Below are 14884 nucleotides of genomic sequence, written 5' to 3'. Positions count from 1 at the left end.
CGCCCGCCCCGGCCCCGGTTTTCGATTTCACGACGGTGTCGAACTTGATCAACGACGCGATCGCGGATCGCAAGCTGCCTGGCGCCGTGGTTCTGATCGGCCACGGCGGCCGCGTCGTCTTCCAGCAGGCGTACGGCGACCGCAAGATCGCAGGCGAGCCGGGACTCGACGGATCACCCGCACCCGCCGAGCCGATGACCGACGACACCATCTTCGACATGGCCTCGTTGACCAAGCCGCTTGCCACCGCGACCGCCGTCATGCAGCTCTACGAGCAAGGCGTGGTGGCCTTCGACGATCCCGTGCAGCGGTATCTGCCGGACTTCAACGCCGCCAACGACCCTCAGCGTGCGAAAGTGACCGTACGCATGCTGCTGACGCACACTTCGGGTGAAACCGGTGACGTCGAACTCAAGGACCCGTGGGGGCTTGATCGCGCCGACAAGGCAGAAGGCCTACGGCGCGCGCTCACCACGCCGCTGGAGTCAGCACCAGGCGAAGGCTTTCGCTATTCCGACATCAACTTCATCTTGCTCGGCGCCCTGATCGAGAAGCTCACGGGCGAAGCCGAAGACGTCTACGTTGCCGAACACGTCTTCGCGCCGCTGGGCATGGCCGATACCCGATATCTGCCCGCTGCCAAAGCCTGTGGCCCACATGCGCTCAGGGGCGCGGCGATCGCGTGGGCGCCCGCGTCGAGTGAGAGTGTCGCGTGTTCGGACGGCACCTGGAACGTCGACCTTCTGACGCGCATCGCCCCGACCGCCCGCGACGAAGAGGGCCGTGCCGACCCCGGCCGCAATCCCGATCTTGACCACCTGCTTCGCGGCACGGTGCACGACATGACGGCGCGACGCATGGGCGGCGTGGCGGGACACGCGGGCTTGTTCTCGACGGCGCATGACGTCGGCATCTACGCGCAGGCGCTGATCGACCGGTTGGCGGGGCGGCCGAGTGAATTTCCGCTCGAGCAGCCAACTCTGGAGTTGATGACGACTCCGCAGCAGCCCGGACACACGCCTCAACAGGTCGAAGCGGCGAATGAAGCAACTCGGCAAGCCGTCGGGCAGAGTCGGCACTACCCGGCGGTCAGGGGACAGAACCTGCGCGGTTTCGGCTGGGACATCGATACCGGGCTATCGATGCCGCGAGGCGACGTCTTCCCGGTCGGCAGCTTCGGCCACACCGGGTTCACCGGAACCACGATATGGATCGATCCCGGCTCGGATACTTACGTCGTGCTGCTCTCGAATTCCATCCTCGTGCGGGGCAGCCCACCGATCCAGAAACTTCGCGGCGAAGTAGCGACCGCCGCGGCCAAGGTGTTGCATCTCTACGGCAGTGGCTGACGTTTGCGCCACCGCTGCACGGGTACTGCGTCCACGTGGCCAAAGAGCTGTCCCTGGCGCTGGTGCAGGCCGACGCGGTGTCGTCGCCGGCGGAGTTCGGCGAACAGATGCGGGTCCTCACGCGGCAGCACCCGAACACGTCGATGTTCGTCTTCCCCGAACACCACCTGTTCGGATCGTGGGACCCATGGGACCCGGCCAGCACGGAACGCCACGCCGAACCGCTCGACAGTCCGTTGTGCCGACAGGTCGCCGGTCTCGCAGCAGACCTTAACGTCTGGGTGGTGCCGGGCAGCGTGCTCGAACGAGACGAATCCGGAGTCATCTACAACACGATGGTGGTGTTCTCACCGGCGGGTGAACTGGCCGCCAGCTATCGCAAAGTCTTTCCCTGGCGCCCAGTCGAGACGTGCGAACCCGGGGCCGAGTTCGTCACGCTGCCGATCGGCGACGTGGGGACGGTCGGATTGACGGTCTGCTACGACGCCTGGTTCCCCGAGGTGTCTCGCCAGCTGTCGTGGATGGGAGCCGAACTATTGCTCAACGTGGTGCTGACGCCGACGGCTGACCGCGCGCAGGAAGTCGTTCTGGCACAAGCCAATGCGATCGTCAACCAGGTCTTCGTGGCCAGTGTCAACTCGGCGGCTCCGCGGGGTCAAGGTCGCAGTCTGCTGGTAGATCCGCAAGGTCGGATCCTGGCGGCGGCCGTCGGCGCAGAACCCACGGTGCTCGCCGCGACCATCGACCTGGACGAAGTCCGCCGCACCCGGGAAACCGGCACGGCCGGGGTGACCAGGCCGTGGTCGCAGTTCGTCGACACCGACCGGCCCATCGACCTACCCGTATACGAAGGCCGGATCACGCCGCAGACCTGGCGGCCGAAAGCTTAAGCCACGACTTTGAACTCGTGCGCCTGCGCATCGGAAGCGTCCGGCAGGTTCATCCCTGCATCGGCGCCTGTGCGCAGATAGTCGATCACCGCATCGTTGAGTAGTTCCCCCGGCGCAACCGCCGGGACGCCGGGCGGATATGGCGTGATCAGTTCTGCCGATATGCGGTCTGCCGCCCGGTCGGCGGGCACCATCTCCGTCCGGGCGAAGAACGCGTCGCGGGGCAGCATGACCGTGTCCAATTGAATCTCCTCGGGTGACGGCAAGTCGATCTGCGGTGGCGGATCGAAGTTGCGGGCGGCCTCGCGCCATGACATCAACGCATCGAGCAGGCGACCGACGGTGTGCTTGTCGTCGGCGTAGGACAGCTTGGGCACCATCCGGCGGTGGTCTGCTTCGCCGACGTCGAGTAGGCAGTGCTCCCGCATCCAGTCGGCGGCCTGATACCCCGACGTGCCGGTGTCGGCGATGTCGATCAACACGTGAAGTCGGTCCAGGTCATGCGATGCCTGCTCGCCGAGCAACTCGTCCTCCATCACGGTGACGTCGGGTATCGCGTTGATGCGGTTACGCACATCTCGGGCCAATTCCAATGCAGCGCCCAGCATTTCGTTGCCTCGCTCAACCATCTGCCGCCGCCACGCATCCAGCGCGGCGTACACCATCACGTTTGGACTCGTCGTCATCAACACATCCGCGCACTTGACCAACCGGTCTTTGTCGACCAGATCGCCTTGCAGATGAAAGACCGAACCCTGCTCGAAGCCCGAGCCCATCTTGTGCACGCTCACCACGCAGACATCGGCGCCGGCATCCATCGCCCACGTCGGAAGGTCGTCATGAAACGGCAGGTGAGCGCCCCACGCTTCGTCGACGATCAGCGGCTTACCCCGTTGGTGGCAGACCTCGACGATGCTTGCCAGATCGGCGCACGTGCCGTACGGACTTGGGCTGACCACAAGGGCGCCCGCGGCGTCCGGATACTTCTCCCACATCTCGCGCACCTGCTCCGGCGACGGCGGATGCGCGAAGTGCCGGTCGGCATCCCACTGCGGCGTGATCCAGTGCGGTTGCACGCCGGACAGAATCAGCCCAGACACCACCGACTTGTGGCTGTCGCGGCCGATGAGCAGACCCTGTTCCGCTCCGGCGGCCACCGCCATCATGGCGGCTTTCACCGACAACGAACTGCCACAGGTGGAGAAGAACGCCGAGTCCGCGCCGACCGCGTCGGCCATCAGGGCCTCCGCATCGGACAAGAAGCCGCCGCGCGACATCCGGTCGTCGAGGCCACCGGAGGCCACCACGTCGTCGCGGAACGGGTCCTTGCCCAGTACCGCGAGAGCCCGCTCGTCGGTGCCGCGGCCCTGACGGTGTCCCGGCGGGCTGAAGCCGTACCGCTCGCTGCGGTGATAGTCCGCCAAGGCGTCCAGCAGCGGCGCTTTCGACTGGTCCATGATCTTGGGATACCCGGGCCGAACCGCTCGAATCACCGTGGACACGGTGTGTTTGACGGAGCCGTCAGTGGGTACGTCCACAGCACGAGATCGGAGCACGATCATGGCGATTTCGGCTGTCGGCGACACCATCGGGGTGGAGGAGGAATATCACCTCATCGATCCGGTCACCGCCGAATTACATGCTCTGTCAGGGCAATTCACCACTAACGAGTATGTGACCAGTGAGTTGCAGGCCACCCAGCTCGAGATCGCGACGCCCGTGTGTGACACGCTGACGGAACTGCGGCACGAGTTGGCCAAGGCGCGTCAGGCGGCCGGTGAACTGGCGGGTCACTCCGGCGCGGCGATCCTCGCGACAGGCACGCATCCGTTCGCCCATTGGCAGGACCTCGAGCGTGTCGCACTGCCTCGCTACGACACCATGGCAGACCGGTTCGGAGCGCTGGCGGACCGCCAGAACATCTGCGGATTGCATGTGCACGTGTCGGTGCCCGACCTGGCGACCGCGCTGACGATCATGAATCGCGTTCGGCCGTATGTTTCTGCGCTGGCCGCGCTAACGTCGAGTTCACCGTTTCACGAAGGGTCGGACACCGGCTTCGCCAGCTTCCGTACGATGTGCTGGTCGATGTGGCCGACGTCGGGTATGCCGCCCGTGCTTCGGTCTGTCGACGAGTACCAGCAGTTGGTGGCCGATCTGACCGCCGCGGGTGTCATCGACGACGCTTCGACCTTGTATTGGGACGTCCGGCCGTCGATCCGCTATCCCACGCTGGAATTCCGTGCCGCCGACGTGTGCATGAACATCGACGATGCGATCCTTCATGCCGGGTTGGTGCGCTCACTCGTGCGAACCCTTGCGCAACGGTCGCAGACCCCTGCGTTGTCGGACGCGTCCATCACTGCCGCCAGGTGGCGGGCTGCTCGGTACGGAATCCGTGGCGACCTGTGCGACCCGAATAGCGGAGCGATAATGCCTGCGCCGCTGGTGATTCGGCGGGTAATCGCGCAATTGGAACCGGATCTACGCGAGCACGGTGAATTCGACCTAATCGGTGAGGCGGTGGCGCGGGTGTTCGAGCGCGGTACGTCGGCGGATCGTCAGCGGGCCGAGTTCGTCAGAAGCCACCATGATCTGCGGCACGTGGTGCGGTTCGCTGCCAGGGCGACGCGGTGCTGTGGTTCGGACGCACGGCCTGCGGCGTAGCTCATCGCTCGAAGTGTTGGTAGTCCACTGGGGTCCGCCAGAACCCGCCCCAACGCCAACCGCGATCGGTGAACGCGCGCACTGCGGCGTCTCCCGCGTGCAGGATGCCGGGGTCGGTGCGGTTGCGGTCGAGATATGGCGCGGCGTTGCGGGGTTGGAAGGCGCCGGCGCGGTCGACATACGGGTTGAGCAACGGGTTCAGGTCGATGGCCCGACCGGAGGCGTGCAGCGACCAGCGGCCGGTGCCGGGAATGTCGCGGCAGTTGAATGCCGAGGTGTTGTTGTCTTCCATCGACAGTTCGTCGTCGGCGCCGGGGTAGTGGTCGACGGTGCGGATCTTGGCGATCGGATAGCGCAGTTGGAGGAGTTCGGCGAAGATCGCGGCGACGTCGGCGGCGACGTCTTCGTTGACGATCAGCGCCCCGCGCCGGGTCTGCCCGTCGAACCCCACATAGTCGACCTCGACACGGCGCAGTTGTCGCGGGTCGATCGGGCACCCGGGCCGCCAACTCGATCCGAGGTCGGCCACGGCCACCGGCCCCACGGCGGGTGACGGTGGCGTCTGGAAGGTCGGCGCTGCAGGCGTCTCGGCGGGAGGGGCAGGCGTCGCCGCAGGAGGCGCGGCGCCGCACTGTACGCTGACGGCGCTGACGAGTACCAGCGTCGAAATGACCGCTACCAGAAGCGGTTTCGTGCGACCTGCCCAGATACGGTCGACACTACGCGCGAGCCTCGGCTACGGCGCGGGAACGCTGCCGCAACCGACGCCGGGCACACAGCCGCTGGCGCCGCCGGGGCCCGCCACACCGCCAGGCCCACCCGGGATGGTGCCTGCAGCACCCCCCGGTCCGGCCACACCACCGGGTCCGCCAGGGATGGCGCCGGCCGCGCCTTCGGGTCCGGCCGCACCGCCCGGTCCGCCAGGGATGGCGCCATACGCGCCCTCGGGGCCTGCGACTCCGCCGGGACCGCCGGGAACGGCGCCGTACGCACCAGGCGCACCAGGCGCAGGCGCCGGGGCCGCACAGCCCGCTCCGGAGAGGTCATAGCATCCCGGCGGACCACCGGCCGAGAAGCTGACGGGCGAGGCAAAGCCGGCGGGGGCCATGGCAATCGCGGCGGCCGCCGCACCAGTGAAAAGCACGGGAGACAGTTTCTTCAGATCGACCAGCATGTCCGCGGAGGTACCACCGCGCAGGCACTTCGAAACTTCGGGATTTGCCGGCCGCCTGACGGGGCAAAGACAGTAGGACGTCGAAGGAGGATGCGTGGGACGGTACCTGTTAGCCGCCAGCCCGATACCCGGGCACGTCATGCCGCTGCTCATGGTGGGCCGCGACCTTCGCGGGCGTGGGCATGACGTCACGATGCTCACTGGTGGCGAGCACCGCGAGGCCATTCGTGAGGCCGGGCTGCAGCCACTCGCGCTGCCCGCGTCCGCCAAACCCCTGCGCCCGCCGGTGGCAGACCGCGCGATCCCCGAACTGATGAGCCGGTGGCTCAGCGGACGCGCGGAGATCACGTCGGTGTTCATCGACCCGCTGGCCGCCCAGTATCACGCCCTACGGGACCTGCTGCGCACCGAGACTTTCGACGCGGTGCTGTCCGACATCGCCTTCACCGGCGTGCTGCCGCTGCTGCTGGGCGACGAGCCGCGGCCGCCCGTGCTGACATGTGGTGTCGGTCCGCTGACGATCTCGAGCGTGAGCACGCCGCCGTTCGGGGTCGCATGGCGGCCAAAGCCGGGCCGGGAGTACCGGGCGATGACATGGTTGGTGCACCACGGGCTGATGGCCGCCATCCAGCGTCGGCTCGACAGGACGCTCACCCGACTGGGGGCCAGGCGGTGCCCGGTGTTCCTGACCGATTGGCCGGCCTTGGCCGACCGTCTGCTGCAGTTCACCATCCCCGCCCTGGAGTATCCCCGGCGGGATCTGCCTGCCAACGTGAGCTTTACCGGCCCTGTCGTCACCGACACGCCGCCGCAGCCTCGGCGCGCACGCGCATCCGCAGCGCGCGCCGTCGTTTACGTCACCCAAGGAACGTGGGACAACCAGAACTTCGACGACCTGCTGCTGCCCACCCTGCAGGGTCTCGCCGACCGCGACAATCTGCGCGTTGTGGCCACGACCGGCCGCACCGGTGATCACGAACTGGGACAACGGATTCCGGGCAACGCATACGTCACGGACTTCCTGCCGTACAGCGAGCTGCTGCCGACGGTGGACGTCATGATCACCAACGGCGGATACGGCGGCGTGCACCACGCACTGCTGCACGGGATTCCGTTGGTCGTCGCGGGCGGTACCGCAGACAAGCCGGAGATCGCCGCGCGGGTCGCGCACGCCGGCGTGGGCGTCGATCTTGGGGCAGCGCGTCCCACCGCGGCCGCCGTGGCCGACGCCGTGCAGCACGTGCTCACTACGCCGCGATACCGCGAGGCGGCCCGCCGATTGGGACGGGAAATGTTGCAGCACAACGCATTCGACAACATCTCCGCCGCGCTCGACGATCTGGAGGGCTCGGCTAGTCCACCGAAAAGTGGCTCCGGACGAGTTCGACGCTGAGCGGATAGTCGATCAGCGCCGCGGCGAGCACGCGGTTCAGGTCTTCGACCGCCGAGCGGGCGTCCACGCCGCGACTGGTGAGCAGTTCGGCCAGCCAGGCCGCCGTCTCCGACAGCGTCCGCGGATCGTCGGTGAGCAACGCGGCCGTCACGGCGTGCAGCATGTGCGGTACGGCGTCCCGCGCCACCGCGCGCACAGAGTCCGTGTCGGCGCCCGTTGTCACCGACCAACTGCGGCGGACCTGGTCGACGAGGCGCAAGTGGTCATTCTCCATCGCGGCCAACTCCTGGACCGCCGCCGCAGGCAGCGGTTCCACCGGCGGCACCACCACCGGGAGCGCAGCGGCGGCCTCGACGGCGCTCTTGGCGTCGCGTGCCCACGCAGTGGCGCCGAGCGCCTGCGCGCGAACGTCGTCATCGCCGAACGCCGCACCGCCGACCACCGCGGGCACTCCGGCCGAGGTGGCGGCCTCGATGAACCGCCGGGTGGTCGGCAACGCGCCGAGCACCGAACAGCTCACGGCCACGGCGTCCGGGCCGATGTCCTGGATGTACTGGCTGAACCGAAGCGGGGATGTGGCGGGTCCGAGCGAGATGGTCTGCCAACCGTCGGCGCGCAGTGCGCAGTCGATGATCGCGGCGGGCAACCAGTGCCATTCCTTCTCCGCGCAGGTGACGAGGATCTGGCCGCGGGTGACGGGTGTCTCAGCGATCCGTCGTGCGACGACTTCTGTTGCGGCGATGCCCATTGCGGTGGCGGCGTGTTCCTGCGCCACCGTCCACTCGCCGCGCTGCCAGCGCGCACCGATGCTGCGCTGGGCGGCCGCGACCACGTCGACCAGGATGTGCAGCGGTTCGGTACCGCTGCCGAGCAGATCGTCGACCAACGCGAAGATCTTCGACCGGTCCCCGTCAGCGAGTGCCTGGTCGTAGCGCTGCAGCGCAGAACTCTGGGCTACTTCGAGCATGTGACGGCCAACAGCGCCATGTCGTCGTGCGGACGACCGTCGAGGTACTCCATGACGTCACGTTCCACCGCCTCGCAGATGATTTCGGGCGAAGCACCGGCGTATGCGGGCAGCAGCGAATGCAGTCGTTCCATCCCGTACTGGCCTGTGGCACCGCGCGCCTCGTCGACACCGTCGGTGAACATGAGCATGGTGTCGCCGTGTTCGAGGTGTAACGACGCTGCGCCGTAACGCATTTCGGCGACCAGGCCGACCGCCATCCCGTACACGTCCACCTGGTCGACGCGACCGTCGGCGCGGATCACCAGCGGCGCAGGGTGCCCCGCGGTGGCTAGGTCGACCACGGTGTGCGTGCCGTCGGCGTGCGGGCGCAGCCGCGCGCACAACACGGTTACGAATTGAGCCGAATTCGATTGATGCAGAACGCTGTTCAGGGCGCTGAGGATGGTCGGCGGATGACGGTCGAAGTGCGCGGCGGTGCGGATGCTCTGGCGGGCCTGGCCTGTCACGGCAGCGGCCTCGACACCTTTTCCGCATACGTCGCCGAGCGCGACCAGCCAGTCGTCGCCCTGACCGGTGACGTCGTAGAAGTCGCCGCTGACGTCGAGGTGCGCGGCGGCGGGCCGGTAGCGCGCGGCCAGCCGCAGTCCGGGGATCTCCGGAAGTTCCGGTGGCCGCAGGTGCTGTTGCAGCACCGAGGCGACCCTGGCCGTCTCCTCGTACAGTCGCGCCGAGTCCAATGCCATCGACGCACGCGCGGCGATGCGTTGCGCGAACGCGACATCGTCGGCGCTGAAGCCGGCATTGGTGCGGCGCAGCATCACCAGCACCCCGAACGTCGTGCCGCGCGCGGTCAGCCCGAATCCGAGCGCCTCGGCCGGTACCAGCGCCGCGGCCGAGGCACGAAACGGCTCGAAAGGCACCAACCCGGACAGCTCGCTGCCCTCGATCTGTTCGGTCTGCCCGGTCAGCAGAATCCGGCTCAGCGGCAGGCCCTCGAGCCGGGCCCTGGCGACGACGACACCGCGGGGTTCAGCGTCGCCCAACATGACCAGTTCACCGGTGCGGCCGTCGGGGACCAGCACCATTACCCAGTCCGCGAGCCTGGGTTGTAGCAGGCCGACCAGCTTGAGCGCGGTGCGGCGCAGGTTGAGAGAACCGCTCAACCCGACGGCGATCTGTTCGGCGAGTTGTTCGCGATCTTGCGCGGGACAGACGCGCCGCGCCCTGCGGCGCAGCGGTCTCGCGGATGGGCGACAACGACACAAAGACCTGACCTTCTCCCCGGCGGGGGGTCCGATTCGATTGCGGGCAACGACGGTCCGCGGACATCGGTACTAGAAGGCTGGACACTCAACCCCGGTATTCACCCTACCCAGTCACCGTCCTGGTGGAGTAGCGGGAAAAAGGGTTCGCATCGATTGTGCATCAAATCGGGATCCGCGGGGTAAACATCAGCGCCCCACCTCAGAAGGAGTTACGCAATGAACCACACCCTCGGAATCCGCACCTATCTCCTGGCCGGCGTCTCGGTTGTCAGCGCAGGACTGCTCGCGGCCGGCCCCGTCGCCCCGCCTGCACCGCTGCAGACCCCGGTCGCCCCGGCCGCCGTCGTCGCCGCCCCGAGCCCCGTGTTGCCACCTGCGCCGGTGGTGCCTGCACCCGCGCCGCCCGCGGACATCCAACCGGCGGCCGCCGCCGCACCCGCCCTCGAGCCGGTCCCCGCGCCGAACCCCGGCATCCAGCTGAGCCTGCTGACGGGCACACCGAACCTCGGTGCGGGCAACGTCGGCAACTTCAACACCGGCCTGAACAACCGCGGCACCGCCAACACCGGGGTGTCGAACGACGGCAACTTCAACATCGGCGCCACCAACACTGGCGACTTCAACATCGGCGTCGCCAACGACGGTGACTTCAACGTCGGCATCCGCAACCGCGGCAACTACAACGTCGGCGCGCTCAACGACGGAGTGCGCAACTTCGGCGTCGCCAACAGGGGCACGCTCAACTTCGGCATCGCCAACAGGGGCACGCTCAACTTCGGCATCGGCAACACCGGTACAGGCAACATCGGCTTCTTCAACACCGGCAACTACACCATCGGCGCCTTCAATATCGGCTTGCGTTACGCCAATTCGCCTGCCGCACCCGCCACCACCGGTGTCACCACCACCGCCACCACGGAAGAGAAGACGACGACGCAGCGTGTCAGCACCAAGGCGACGCCCGACACCACGGCAAGCGACGACAACGACGCGCCGAAGGTCAAGAAGTCGAACGACCGTGTGCAGAAGAAGCACGCAGGCGCCAAATCCACTGATTCCAAAGACAAATGAGCGCACAACGCCGCGCATCCACGCTGGTAGCGGGTTGCGCAGGCGTGGCGTTGGTGGTCGGGTCGATGGTCGCCTTCAACACCGCGCTCGGCGACATCGCCCGCGTCACCTCTGCGTCGCAGACCCAGCTGACGTGGATCGTGGACGGGTACACCGTCGCCCTGGCGTGCCTGCTGCTGCCGGCGGGCGCGATAGGCGACCGGTACGGCAGGCGTTCGGCGCTGCTGGCCGGGCTCATTGTGTTCGCGGTCGCGTCGGTGGCGCCGGCGCTCAGCGACACCCCGGAGGCGATCGTGCTCTGGCGCATCGTCGCAGGCGCGGGGGCCGCGTTCGTCATGCCTGCCACGCTCGCGTTGATGGCGCAGGGATATCCGCAGAGCCAGCGCGCCAGGATCGTCGGGCTGTGGGCCGGGGTGGCCGGCTGTGCGGGTGTCGCGGGCATGCTGGGTTCGGCTGTGCTGCTACAGTTTTCGGACTGGCGTGCCATCTGTTGGGCGCTCGGCGGCGCGGCGGTCCTCGTCGCGGCGGCGGCGTGCGCGGTGCCTGCGGCGGTGGCCGCCGACGCGCCGAGGATCGACTGGGTGGGTGCGGTGCTGATCGCGGCAGCGATTGCGGTGGTGGTGCTGACGCTGCTCGACGCGCCGCGCCGCGGCTGGGATCATCCGCTGACCCTGGCGGGATTGGCGGCCGCGGCCGGTCTCGGCTGGCTGTTCGTCGTCGTCGAGCGGCGACGGCCGGCACCCCTGCTGGACGTCACGGTGTTCGCCGATGCGCGGTTCGCGGCGTCGGTCGCGACCGTCGTGGTGATGTTCGCCGCGACGTTCGGCTTCTTCTATCTGGCAATGCAATACGCCCAGTTGATCCTCGGCTACTCCGCGCTGACGGCGGCGTTCGCGTTCGCGCCGTTCGCGCTGCCGGTGGTGGTGCTCTCGGCGCTGTCGTTCCGGTTCGCGCCGCGGCTGGGCCTGCGGACCGTGCTGGGCGCCGGCCTCGGCTTGATCGCCGTCGGATTCGCCAGCATGACTCTGCTGCAACAGGATTCGCCCTATGCGCTGTTGGCGTCGACGGTCCTGGTGATCGGCTCGGGCATCGGGCTGTGCACCGCATCGGCGACGTCGGCGATCATGTCGTCGGTGCGCGACGAGCGGCAGGGGCTGGGCTCGGCGATCAATGATGTGGCCCGCGAGGTCGGCGCGGCGATCGGCATCGCGATCGCGGGTTCGGTGCTCGCCGAACGCTACACCGACACCGTCACATCGCGAATGCAACCGCTGCCGGAGATGCTGCGTGCACCGATCACCGAGTCACCGGGCCAGGCCCTTCAGATGGCGGGTGCCATGGGCGCCAGGGGCGACTGGATCCGCGCGGCCGCCGTCGACGCATTCGTGACGGCCACTCACGCGGCGGCGCTGGTGTTGGCCCTCATTGCCGGCGGCGCCGCGGCGTGGGTCGCGTGGCGGGCACCGGGATTACGAACGAAAGGTATCTGCAGTGTTGAACAAGATCACCAAAACGCTTGGCCAGCTGGTCGAGTCGGCGGCCTCAGTGGTGGGCATCCGCACCGTCGAGGAGCCGGACTACCGGTGCGAGAAACTGACAAAGCACGTCCAGATCCGGCATTACGGCCCGCGGGTGGCGGCGGAAACCATCGTCGGCAGTGACGAGATGTCGGCGCGCAACGAGGGGTTTCGCCGACTGGCCGGCTTCATTTTCGGACGCAACCACGGCGGTGACCGGATCGCGATGACTGCACCGGTGGCCGCCGCCTCGGCGGAATCGGGGTGGGTGATCCGGTTCTACATGCCTGCCGAACGGACGCTGGCGACGCTGCCGATGCCCGACGACGATCGAGTTCGGCTGGTCGAGGTGCCCGCCGAATCGGTTGCGGTGCTTCGCTTTACCGGCACCGCAACACCTGAGGCGGTGGCCGCCCAGACCGCTGCACTCCGTCACGCACTGCAGGCGTACGGCTTCGAGACGGTGGGCTCGCCGGTCACATGGCTTTACGACCCGCCGTGGACCATCCCGTGGCGGCGCCGCAACGAGGTCGCCATTGGCGTCACCCCCGTTTGTGTTTGACGCGACTCTCAACCCGGGTACGGGTGGGAGATGGAGCGGCTGAGTGGACTCGACGCCAGCTTTCTGTACGTCGAGTCACGCAACGTGCCGTTGCACGTCTGCTCGGTGATCGAACTGGACACGACCACTATTCCCGGCGGCTACCGCTTCGATCGATTTGTCGACGACCTGGCGGCGCGGATCCAGGCGCTGCCCGAACTACGGGTCAAACTGGCCGACAGCCAGCTGAACCTGGACCACCCGGTATGGGTCGAGGACGACCACTTCGACGTATCGCGGCACGTGCACCGGATCGGGTTGCCGTTGCCGGGTGGGCGAACGGAACTGGCCGAAGTATGCGCGCACATCGCCTCGGTGCCGCTGGATCGCGGCAAGCCGGTCTGGGAGATGTGGGTGATCGAGGGAGTCGCAGGCGCCGACCCTCATCAGGGCGGCCCGCTGGCCTTGATGATCAAGGTGCATCACGCCGCGGTAGACGGCGTCTCGGCAGCGAACCTGCTCAACCAACTGTGCACGCTGGAGCCCGACGCGCCGCCGCCGGAGCCGGTGCAGGGCCCGGGTGGGGCGTCGCTGGTGGAACTCGCCGCCGGGGGGTTGGTCAGATTCCTGACGCGTCCGCTGCAGATGGCCAGGGCGGTTCCCGTGGCGGTGTCGACGGTTGCCGATTCGGTCAACCGAGCCGTCAACGGTATCGCGATGGCCGCGCCGTTCAGCGCGCCACGGACGGTTTTCAACGACGAAGTCACACCGGATCGCACGATCGCCTTGGCGCAGTTGGACTTTGACGACGTCAACCGGGTCAAGGAGCGCTTCGGCGTCAAGGTCAACGACGTCGTGCTGGCGCTGTGTGCGGGTGCCCTGCGGGATTTCCTGAGCGATCGGGGGGAGCTGCCGGAGAAGCCGCTGGTGGCGGTGGTGCCGATGTCGGTGCACGACAAATCAGATCGGCCGGGCCGCAACCACGTGTCAGGGATGTTTTGCAATCTGCATACTCATATCGACGATGCCGGGGAGCGGTTGCAGGCTATCGCCGAGGCGAATGCCCGCGCCAAGGACCACAGTGCGGCGATCGGTCCGACCCTCGTGTACGACGTGGCGCAGGTTCTGGCGCGCGGCATGTTCAACCTCGTGCTCGGGGTGATGGCCCGAACCCCGCTGCGCACCGCCCCGATCCACAACGTGGTGATCTCGAATGTCGCGGGCCCACCGACCACGTTGTACGGCATGGGCGCCGAGATCAAGGGGCTGTATCCGCTCGGCCCGATCTTCCACGGGTCGGGTCTGAACATCACCGTGATGTCGCTGGACGGCAAGCTCAACGTCGGCCTCATCTCGTGCAGGCGGATGGTCGACGACCTGTGGCCACTGGCGGACCGGTTCGAGGCGCAACTGGACGAGCTGTTGGGCTGCGGAGCGCGCCCGCTGGTCTGAGGTGCGCGTTTTGGCCTGCCGGCAACGGCTCGTCGCTAGGCTCCTGAACTGTCAGCGGCATCACAGGATCGGGGGATCGGGATGTACAGACGCGAGAGCACTGAGGCGAAACACGCCCGCGAGCAGCAACACAAAGAGGACGCCCGGCGGCTGAAGGAGCTGCCGGAGTTTTCGGAGTTCTCCGACGACGACCTGACGCGAATCGCGCGTGCGACTCACCGCACCTCGACATCGGGGCCGTGGCCGCTGATCCGCGAGCAGACGGTGTCGGACGCCTGCTACATCCTGCTCAGCGGCGAGGCCGGGGTGTACGTGGGCAAGGAACGCATCGCCGTGGTCGGTCCGGGTGAGGTGATCGGCGAGTCGGCGCTGCGGCACGGGAAACTGCGCAACGCGACGGTGACGACGACCGGCCGCGCCGAGGTGCTGCACATCGCGCGTGACGACCTGCGCCGCCTGCTCGACGAGGTGCCTGCACTGCGCCAGATGATGGACGAGACCGTCTCGCGGCACGTGCCAAAAGCGGCAACCGAAGGCTGACCGCAAATCAGCAACCTTGGAAGTTGCTGTGAAGGAATAATTTTCGTCGCGACCG

General features: G+C 67.6%; 14 protein-coding genes. 9 read left to right on the top strand and 5 right to left on the bottom strand.

Annotation, left to right across the window (positions count from 1 at the left end):
• Positions 1-1349, top strand: a 1349-nt coding sequence (locus A5724_RS21180) for a serine hydrolase (protein WP_232004920.1), incomplete at its 5' end; no start/stop codon positions are given.
• Positions 1350-1384: 35 nt separating this feature from the next.
• A complete protein-coding gene (locus tag A5724_RS21175; RefSeq protein WP_197518743.1) occupies positions 1385-2239 on the top strand; it encodes a carbon-nitrogen hydrolase family protein in 855 nt (284 codons plus the stop codon).
• Here the strand turns inward: A5724_RS21175 and A5724_RS21170 are convergent.
• Complete coding sequence (locus A5724_RS21170) at positions 2236-3696, bottom strand: aminotransferase class I/II-fold pyridoxal phosphate-dependent enzyme (protein ID WP_067806661.1); 1461 nt, start codon at positions 3694-3696, stop codon at positions 2236-2238. The genes A5724_RS21175 and A5724_RS21170 overlap by 4 nt on opposite strands.
• A 103-nt stretch (positions 3697-3799) precedes the next feature.
• Between A5724_RS21170 and A5724_RS21165 the strand changes: the two genes are divergently transcribed.
• The gene (locus tag A5724_RS21165) at positions 3800-4906 is read left to right on the top strand and encodes a glutamate--cysteine ligase (protein WP_067806648.1); all 1107 of its coding nucleotides are present in this window, start codon (positions 3800-3802) and stop codon (positions 4904-4906) included.
• Between the two features lies 1 nt (position 4907).
• Here the strand turns inward: A5724_RS21165 and A5724_RS21160 are convergent, their stop codons facing one another.
• Entirely contained in the window at positions 4908-5588 is a 681-nt protein-coding gene (locus A5724_RS21160; protein ID WP_067806645.1) for a M15 family metallopeptidase, read from the bottom strand.
• 54 nt (positions 5589-5642) lie between these two features.
• Positions 5643-6080 (bottom strand): hypothetical protein, encoded by a 438-nt coding sequence (locus A5724_RS21155; protein ID WP_067806642.1) that lies wholly within the window; start codon positions 6078-6080, stop codon positions 5643-5645.
• A gap of 94 nt (positions 6081-6174) precedes the next feature.
• Here A5724_RS21155 and A5724_RS21150 point away from each other — a divergent pair, with 94 nt between their 5' ends.
• The gene (locus A5724_RS21150) at positions 6175-7473 is read left to right on the top strand and encodes a glycosyltransferase (RefSeq protein WP_082965175.1); all 1299 of its coding nucleotides are present in this window, start codon (positions 6175-6177) and stop codon (positions 7471-7473) included.
• Here A5724_RS21150 and A5724_RS21145 read toward each other — a convergent pair.
• The gene (locus tag A5724_RS21145; protein ID WP_067806633.1) at positions 7433-8440 is read right to left on the bottom strand and encodes a B12-binding domain-containing protein; all 1008 of its coding nucleotides are present in this window, start codon (positions 8438-8440) and stop codon (positions 7433-7435) included. The two genes, A5724_RS21150 and A5724_RS21145, sit on opposite strands and share 41 nt — an antisense overlap.
• Positions 8428-9708 carry a PP2C family protein-serine/threonine phosphatase gene (locus A5724_RS21140; RefSeq protein ID WP_255397288.1) on the bottom strand — a complete coding sequence of 427 codons (1281 nt, stop codon included), beginning with the start codon at positions 9706-9708 and terminating at the stop codon, positions 8428-8430. The genes A5724_RS21145 and A5724_RS21140 overlap by 13 nt, the downstream gene beginning before the upstream one ends.
• Positions 9709-9924: 216 nt before the next feature.
• On the opposite strand from A5724_RS21140, the gene A5724_RS21135 reads away from it, so the two are divergent.
• From A5724_RS21135 to A5724_RS21120, 5 genes are all read left to right on the top strand, one after another.
• Positions 9925-10779, top strand: coding sequence for a hypothetical protein (locus A5724_RS21135; RefSeq protein WP_067806630.1), 855 nt, complete (start codon positions 9925-9927; stop codon positions 10777-10779).
• Positions 10776-12440, top strand: a complete 1665-nt coding sequence (locus A5724_RS34705; protein ID WP_156752391.1) for an MFS transporter — start codon at positions 10776-10778, stop codon at positions 12438-12440. Before A5724_RS21135 ends, A5724_RS34705 begins: the two co-directional genes overlap by 4 nt.
• Positions 12325-12858 (top strand): heme-binding protein, encoded by a 534-nt coding sequence (locus A5724_RS21130; protein ID WP_232004918.1) that lies wholly within the window; start codon positions 12325-12327, stop codon positions 12856-12858. The genes A5724_RS34705 and A5724_RS21130 overlap by 116 nt, the downstream gene beginning before the upstream one ends.
• 30 nt (positions 12859-12888) lie before the next feature.
• Entirely contained in the window at positions 12889-14289 is a 1401-nt protein-coding gene (locus A5724_RS21125; RefSeq protein ID WP_067806624.1) for a wax ester/triacylglycerol synthase family O-acyltransferase, read from the top strand.
• Positions 14290-14370: 81 nt separating this feature from the next.
• Positions 14371-14829 carry a cyclic nucleotide-binding domain-containing protein gene (locus A5724_RS21120; protein WP_067806622.1) on the top strand — a complete coding sequence of 153 codons (459 nt, stop codon included), beginning with the start codon at positions 14371-14373 and terminating at the stop codon, positions 14827-14829.
• The last annotated feature ends 55 nt before the right edge of the window (positions 14830-14884 follow it).

The organism is Mycobacterium sp. ACS1612 (assembly GCF_001667505.1).
Classification (GTDB): Bacteria; Actinomycetota; Actinomycetes; order Mycobacteriales; family Mycobacteriaceae; genus Mycobacterium.
This window is presented reverse-complemented; position numbering and strand designations above follow the sequence as displayed.

What these genes read in the sequence shown, in the direction of transcription:
- A5724_RS21120 (WP_067806622.1), top strand. Translation starts at nt 14,371, where the DNA reads ATGTACAGACGCGAGAGCACTGAGGCGAAACACGCCCGCGAGCAGCAA.
- A5724_RS21145 (WP_067806633.1), bottom strand. Translation starts at nt 8,440, where the DNA reads ATGCTCGAAGTAGCCCAGAGTTCTGCGCTGCAGCGCTACGACCAGGCA.
- A5724_RS34705 (WP_156752391.1), top strand. Translation starts at nt 10,776, where the DNA reads ATGAGCGCACAACGCCGCGCATCCACGCTGGTAGCGGGTTGCGCAGGC.
- A5724_RS21135 (WP_067806630.1), top strand. Translation starts at nt 9,925, where the DNA reads ATGAACCACACCCTCGGAATCCGCACCTATCTCCTGGCCGGCGTCTCG.
- A5724_RS21155 (WP_067806642.1), bottom strand. Translation starts at nt 6,080, where the DNA reads ATGCTGGTCGATCTGAAGAAACTGTCTCCCGTGCTTTTCACTGGTGCG.
- A5724_RS21170 (WP_067806661.1), bottom strand. Translation starts at nt 3,696, where the DNA reads ATGGACCAGTCGAAAGCGCCGCTGCTGGACGCCTTGGCGGACTATCAC.
- A5724_RS21125 (WP_067806624.1), top strand. Translation starts at nt 12,889, where the DNA reads ATGGAGCGGCTGAGTGGACTCGACGCCAGCTTTCTGTACGTCGAGTCA.
- A5724_RS21165 (WP_067806648.1), top strand. Translation starts at nt 3,800, where the DNA reads ATGGCGATTTCGGCTGTCGGCGACACCATCGGGGTGGAGGAGGAATAT.